This is a genomic window from Paenibacillus sp. P4_E11 (assembly GCF_056401635.1).
The window spans coordinates 1-1,202 of the sequence record NZ_JBFUIX010000514.1; the positions used below are offsets into that span (position 1 = coordinate 1).

2 protein-coding genes are annotated in these 1,202 nt (G+C 46.3%); both read left to right on the top strand.

The genetic code is table 11. From position 1 onward, the window contains the following. Nucleotides 1–365, top strand: a 365-nt coding sequence (locus AC1DWB_RS35610) for an LPXTG cell wall anchor domain-containing protein (RefSeq protein ID WP_477545782.1), incomplete at its 5' end; no start/stop codon positions are given. An 11-nt stretch (nucleotides 366–376) separates the two neighbouring features. Further along, a partial coding sequence (fliG, locus tag AC1DWB_RS35615; protein ID WP_477545783.1) for a flagellar motor switch protein FliG occupies nucleotides 377–1,202 on the top strand: 826 nt, incomplete at its 3' end.

Sequence of the window (1,202 nt, forward strand, 5' to 3'; positions counted from 1 at the left end):
CCTTAGCGGATAGTGGTCAGACGTTTACTGACGATGCAATTGCTCGTAAAGTGACACTCTTCGTGCAGCCATTCGCAAGCAACGATGTTACGGCAAGCTCGGCTACGAACAACTATTTGTTGTGGGGTGGTATAGGCGCCGCAGCTCTGATTCTTGCTGGTCTAGGCGGATACTTGATGCGCAGAAGAAAGCAAGCTGAAATAATTGAAGAAGAGATTCCAGCTCCAGTTGTAGTAGAGTTGCCGACGATTGATATGGAGAATGCTTCACCAGAGAATCAGATGCGCAAACAGTTGGAATCACTCGCGAAGAAGAAGCCAGAAGACTTTGTGAATCTGCTTCGTACTTGGCTTGTTGATGAATAGGGGGAACTTTCGTGGCCAAAGGGGCACAACTGCCGAATAGTTTGACAGGGCGCCAAAAAGCGGCAATTTTGCTAATTAGCCTAGGTCCTGAAGTATCTGCGCAAATTTTCAAACATTTGCGGGAAGAAGAAATTGAGCAGCTAACATTGGAAATCGCTAATGTCCGCAAAGTAGATGCTTCAGAGAAAGAAAGAATATTAGCGGAATTCCATCAAATATGCTTGGCTCAAGAATACATCTCACAAGGCGGTATTTCGTACGCCAAAGAAATATTGGAGAAAGCGCTTGGTTCCGGCAGAGCGATGGACATTATAAACCGTCTGACGGCAACGCTTCAAGTGCGACCATTTGACTTTGCAAGAAAAGCAGATCCCGGGCAAATCCTGAACTTTATTCAGAATGAGAATTCGCAGACGATTGCGCTGATCTTATCCTATTTGCAATCCGAGCAAGCTTCTATCATCTTGTCTTCCTTGCCACAAGAGAAGCAGGCTGAAGTAGCTAAGCGAATTGCGATGATGGACAGTACGTCACCGGAAGTTATTACACAGGTCGAGCGAGTCTTGGAACAGAAGCTTTCTTCCACAGTGACGCAGGATTACACATCGGCAGGTGGTATCGAAGCGATCGTTCAAATCCTGAACGGTGTCGACCGTGGGACTGAACGTACGATTCTCGATTCTCTGGAGATCCAGGATCCCGAGCTTGCCGAAGAAATTAAGAAGCGGATGTTCGTCTTCGAAGATATTGTCAATATTGACAACCGCTCGATTCAACGTATTATTCGCGACATTGAGAATTCCGATCTTCAGCTTGCACTCAAGGTGGCTAGTGAAG